Raw genomic sequence first — 4,988 nt, 5'->3', positions numbered from 1 at the left:
TTTTCCGGTGCATGCCGGTCTAATATTTTTATAGGATTGTTTTTTTATATTGTACAAACAGATAATCTAGGTAGATTAAGTGGGGCTCAATGAGTAGATGGTATGACAAACGACCACGTTTGGGAAAAATATTGGATGAGTTTAAAGCAATGGATCAGAAAGTTAGAGAGCCTATTTTAAACGGGATTATTGGTTTGGTGAAACAAAATAAACCAAGCCTTCTTAGTTTTGAAAAAGCTTCAGATTTTCGTTTTGACTCTTTTCGACTACGCTGGTATGAGCATGATCCTCATCTTTGGTTAGTGTTTAACATATTACAATTAGCCGATGTCGCTATTTTGGAATTAGTAGAACATTATCTCGAAAACAGACGTCTAGTGACGTAATTAAAAGTAACCCCAGCAATTATTGGCTACAACTCGCATAAAAACACTTCGAAGTCGCATTTAAAACCTTTCTAGTATCTCTAAACATTAATTTTTAAAGTAGAAGATATTTGTGTTCCTGATGATTACTATAGTCATTTCAAATACAAGCTATTAAATGGTGAAACGATTTTAGCAAGCTTGTAAACGATTGCGAAATTAATGCAATAATCGACGAGCTATATAATCAACGATGACATTGAGCCCTGCAGTGAAAACCAACAGTAATAAGGCTGCACTAAAGCGAATTTCAGAAAAATTACTGTCAACATAAAATCCTAACGTCATTACCCCAATCATACCCAAAATAGCCGTTTCACGGATAATCACTTCAAAACGATAAAACAACAGCCCCATAAAATGAGGGTATAGGGCAGGAAGAACCAGATAACTGTATTGATCAATCCTAGGCTTATAAGTCATCGGCACTGTCACACTGTCAGCCTGACGCGCCATTAAAAAGACCATAAGGCCACTATTGTGTAACGCTAAAGCGATAATAGCGGGTAACATCGAAGGCCCTAATAGCATCATAAGCACAAAGGCCAATAAATATTCCGGCAGTGAACGTAATATTAAATTCACGATCCGCATGATTAATATAATCACTTTGGGCATCATCAACCGGGTATTCAAAGGTAATAAAACCAGGGTCAGCAAATAGGTTAATCCTAAGGCACAAAAAGCCAATACTAAAGTGGCAATCATCCCGGGAAAAACCTGCTGGCTGATTAATTTATAAGCCCAGTCAAATACCTTCGGCAAAATATCAGGTTCAAACCAGCTTAAGAAGGGTTGCCCTTGAAGCATAGGCGGTAAAATATCAACGCTGAGAAAACGCCAAATAAGTTGCCCGTCAATTGTCGGAATAGGCGGTAGAAAGTAGACGGCGAGCGGTAAATACAACCACAAAAAAATCGGTTTAGCCCAAAAGCGTATAGTGCCAATTAACAGTACGAATAGGATTAATAATGCACCGCCTTGTTCATAATGCCCTTGGCGAAAAGCCGATTCTAAATAAAAACCTAAAGTTGGCATACCAATAAAACCCAATACAGCACTACTGCGCAGCGCACACTCGAAACGGTAACGAATATAATCGACAATCTGCGGATACATATGCATCCAGCGGCCATAAATAAAGGCCGAAAGTTTATCTGTGCCCTTTGGCAGGGAAAATAACGTGTGCCTTGGTGCTTGCTGTAAAATATCCGAAAATATTCGGGCAAACGTGGCAGCGTAAGGAAGGGCAATGGCTAAAATACCCGTAATGGCCGATAAGCCGAATATTTGTAAAAATATTAGCGCCCAAAATATCTCATGGATAGCACGAATAAACGCACAGATTGCCGCAATCAAAGGGTGTTGATACCATAATGCTAATGGAAAGCCCAATAGCAATCCGAGCGTTATACCCAGTAAAGCAAAACTGATGGTTTGCCACAGAGCCTCAAGTAAATACTCCGTCGCGAAAAAATCGGGATGAATAAAACCCTGTCCCATACGTCCAAGTTCACTCCAAGGCTCGAGTGCAATCACTTCGGTATCAGCAAAAAACCAACACACTGATACCATCAGTAAAAGCAACAGCGTTATTTTCTGCCAGTGTCCTACAAAAGAGAGTCCACTAAAGGTCATGGTTTTAGACATAATAGAAAGGATTGTTACTGAAGGGGGAAAATGGAGTTATCAAAAAGTTGTTTTGTAGTCTCAAGATGTTCATATTTATGCCACTGCATTTTTGACAGTATCTGCTAATGCATAATGCTGCGATAAATGAGCCAGCGTTAATTGATTGGCTTTATCATCTAACGCGACTTTGCCATCGCTAATCACAATAATGCGATCAAAGTGTGCTAACGCTAATTCGGCATCATGCAACACACAAATAACACTCTGATGCGCTTGCTTAATCAAATATAATAGTCGTAAGCCCATCAATGGATCTAAGGCAGAAAAAGGTTCATCGCCCATAAATACGGGCTGTTGCTGAAATAACGCTCTGGCGAGAGCAACGCGCTGACGTTGACCGCCGGACAATTCGCTGACTTTCTGGTGCAATGGCGCCGTTAACTCAAACTGCTGGCAAATAGCGCTAATGTTTTGTTGCGGCTTATTAAACGGCAATAACAAATTGGCCAAATTATACCAGCGAGAATAGCGTGCCAGCCCGCCAATAAAGACGTTATGATAAATCGACAAGTTATCCACCAGTCCTCTGGCTTGAGAACACAAACAGGTTTGTTGGGACAGTTGTTGATATAGGTGATGTAACAGCGTGGTTTTACCCACGCCGGAAGGACCTAAAATAGCCACATGTTCATTTTCTTTAAATGACAAATTAATTTTAGGTAAAATAATCTGTTGGTTATAACCTAAATCAATATCAACCAACGACAACATTAATCAATCATTCCAATTGTTTTAGCAACACGCTCAATCGGTTCATAATCGCTATTTTTGGCTGGTACAAAAGAGCTACGCGGAAAACTGGCTAATAAATCCTTATCAGTCATCCCAATTAATGCTTTAGTCAGCTTGTCTTTAAAGCCTGCACCAAAATCACTGTCTACGCCCGAACGCACTGTCCATTGATAATCTGGATAGGTAGGGCTTTCCCAAATTACTTTCACCTTGCTGGTATCAACCTCACCTTTTTCAACGGCGGTGTCCCAGACTTTATAATTCACCGCGCCTACTTGATAAACACCCGCTTCGACTTGGCTGATGGTACGGCTATGATCACCAGAGAAACCGACTCGTTTAAAAATCTGGTCGACGGGTTTGCCTAAATTTTTCTCAATAAAAAACTGCGGCATCAAACGGCCTGATGTTGAACCCTTAGATCCAAAGGTAAAAGTATAATTATCAAGTACAGGGAAATGATCAGATGGCATTATGTCGACAGAATGATGTGCAATCAAATAACTCTTAAAAGATTGATCCTCAAACCCTTGCGCAATCGCCTCAGAACCCGGTACCAAACCACGAGCTTGCACACCAGATAAACCACCAAACCAGGCAAGTTGTACCTGATTATTACGAAACGCCGTTATCGCAGCAGAATACGACTTTACCGGAACATACTTTACTTCAACATCCAACTGCTCAGATAAATAATCGGCGACTTTTTCAAAACGAGTACGAAGATTGCTTTCATCGGCATCGGGAATAGCTGTAAAAGTAAAAGTGGCACTTAATGCAACCGTCGAAAATAAACTTAAAAGGCCAGCCGATAATAAATGTGTGAGTTTCATCTCAATCCTAGGGGGGGGTTAATGCGGCTATTTTAACTTACCTGATAATTGATGCAACGCTTCATTAGGGTCACTTTGTGGAAACTGCTTCGAAGGCCAATGAGGATAGTGTTGTATATTAATGTTGCCACTGCCGTTAATAGTTGGCTTTATCAAGTGCTATCGTCTCGCGTTGACGATCTTCTTTATCCTATATGTTTTAATCTTACCGTGCGGGTTAGGTGTCAACTGAGACAGAGTTGATAATATAAATGTAATTTCAAATAAATTGCTTACAGCAAGTGGGCGATTGCCTTGTTCGTAGGCTGTCTCCTGTAATTAAACTCTTTAATATATTCGCTTATGCGCAAATTTATCCTACAATGGTGTTTGTTTTTTTATTGGGTGTTTTACAGTTATTATGTCAATTAGAATTGCTATTAATGGTTACGGGCGGATAGGACGCAGTGTAGTGCGTGCATTATATGAAAATAACCGTCAAGATGAGATCAAAGTTGTTGTTATTAATGAACTTGCTGAACCGTCAGCGATTGCACATTTAACGCAGTATGACTCAACCCATGGTCGTTTCCCCTTTCCCGTTAACTTACAGAATAATCGCTTAACAATTAAAAATGATAATATTCATCTGGTGCGTTTTTCTGAACTTGCTGATTTGCCCTGGCATGAACACGATATCGATATAGTGTTAGATTGTACCGGTATTTACGGCTCTAGAGCCGATGCCGATGCGCATCTGGCCTCCGGTGCTAAAAAGGTTATTTTTTCACATCCGGCAAATTCAGATGTAGATGCAACCGTCGTTTATGGAATAAACCATCAACAACTCACCGGTGAAGAAACCTTTATTTCCGGCGCATCCTGTACGACTAATTGCATGGTACCGGTGATCGATACACTGGATAAACACTTTGCCATTAAATGCGGGACTATTACGACCATCCATTCCGCCATGAATGATCAACCGGTGATCGATGCATACCATTCAGATCTTCGACGTACCCGCGCCGCAAGCCAGTCTATTATTCCCGTTGATACCAAATTAGCCGCAGGGATAGAGCGTATCCTGCCTAAGTTTGCCAATAAATTTGAGGCGATTGCGGTGCGCGTTCCAACCATTAACGTGACCGCAATGGACCTCAGTATTACCGTCAGTAAAGAGGTCACTATTCAGGAGATTAACGATTGTCTGCTTAAGGCCTCTGAAACTAATTTAACGGATATTTTGGGTTACACAGAAGCGCCGCTTGTTTCAATTGACTTTAATCACGATCCTCGTTCTTGTATTATTGACGGCACCCAAACC

5 protein-coding genes are annotated in these 4,988 nt (G+C 40.7%); 2 read left to right on the top strand and 3 right to left on the bottom strand.

Going from position 1 to position 4,988, the window contains the following annotated elements; genetic code table 11:
* Positions 1 to 89: 89 nt before the first annotated feature.
* Complete coding sequence (locus ACJAT7_RS17805) at positions 90 to 386, top strand: hypothetical protein (RefSeq protein WP_415228142.1); 297 nt, start codon at positions 90 to 92, stop codon at positions 384 to 386.
* A gap of 198 nt (positions 387 to 584) precedes the next feature.
* Here the strand turns inward: ACJAT7_RS17805 and ACJAT7_RS17800 are convergent, their stop codons facing one another.
* From ACJAT7_RS17800 to ACJAT7_RS17790, 3 genes are all read right to left on the bottom strand, one after another.
* Positions 585 to 2,075: a PhnE/PtxC family ABC transporter permease gene (locus ACJAT7_RS17800; protein WP_415228141.1), complete on the bottom strand. Its 1,491-nt coding sequence runs from the start codon at positions 2,073 to 2,075 to the stop codon at positions 585 to 587.
* Between the two features lie 75 nt (positions 2,076 to 2,150).
* Positions 2,151 to 2,828, bottom strand: a complete 678-nt coding sequence (locus ACJAT7_RS17795; RefSeq protein ID WP_415228140.1) for an ATP-binding cassette domain-containing protein — start codon at positions 2,826 to 2,828, stop codon at positions 2,151 to 2,153.
* Positions 2,828 to 3,682, bottom strand: a complete 855-nt coding sequence (locus ACJAT7_RS17790) for a putative selenate ABC transporter substrate-binding protein (protein WP_415228139.1) — start codon at positions 3,680 to 3,682, stop codon at positions 2,828 to 2,830. The genes ACJAT7_RS17795 and ACJAT7_RS17790 overlap by 1 nt, the downstream gene beginning before the upstream one ends.
* A gap of 400 nt (positions 3,683 to 4,082) precedes the next feature.
* On the opposite strand from ACJAT7_RS17790, the gene ACJAT7_RS17785 reads away from it, so the two are divergent.
* A partial coding sequence (locus tag ACJAT7_RS17785; RefSeq protein WP_415228138.1) for a glyceraldehyde 3-phosphate dehydrogenase NAD-binding domain-containing protein occupies positions 4,083 to 4,988 on the top strand: 906 nt, incomplete at its 3' end.

Origin of the sequence: Psychromonas sp. (assembly GCF_047632995.1) — a bacterium.
Lineage (GTDB): Bacteria > Pseudomonadota > Gammaproteobacteria > Enterobacterales > Psychromonadaceae > Psychromonas.
Note: the sequence above shows the minus strand (reverse complement) of the source record. Positions and strands in the feature narration are given on the sequence as shown.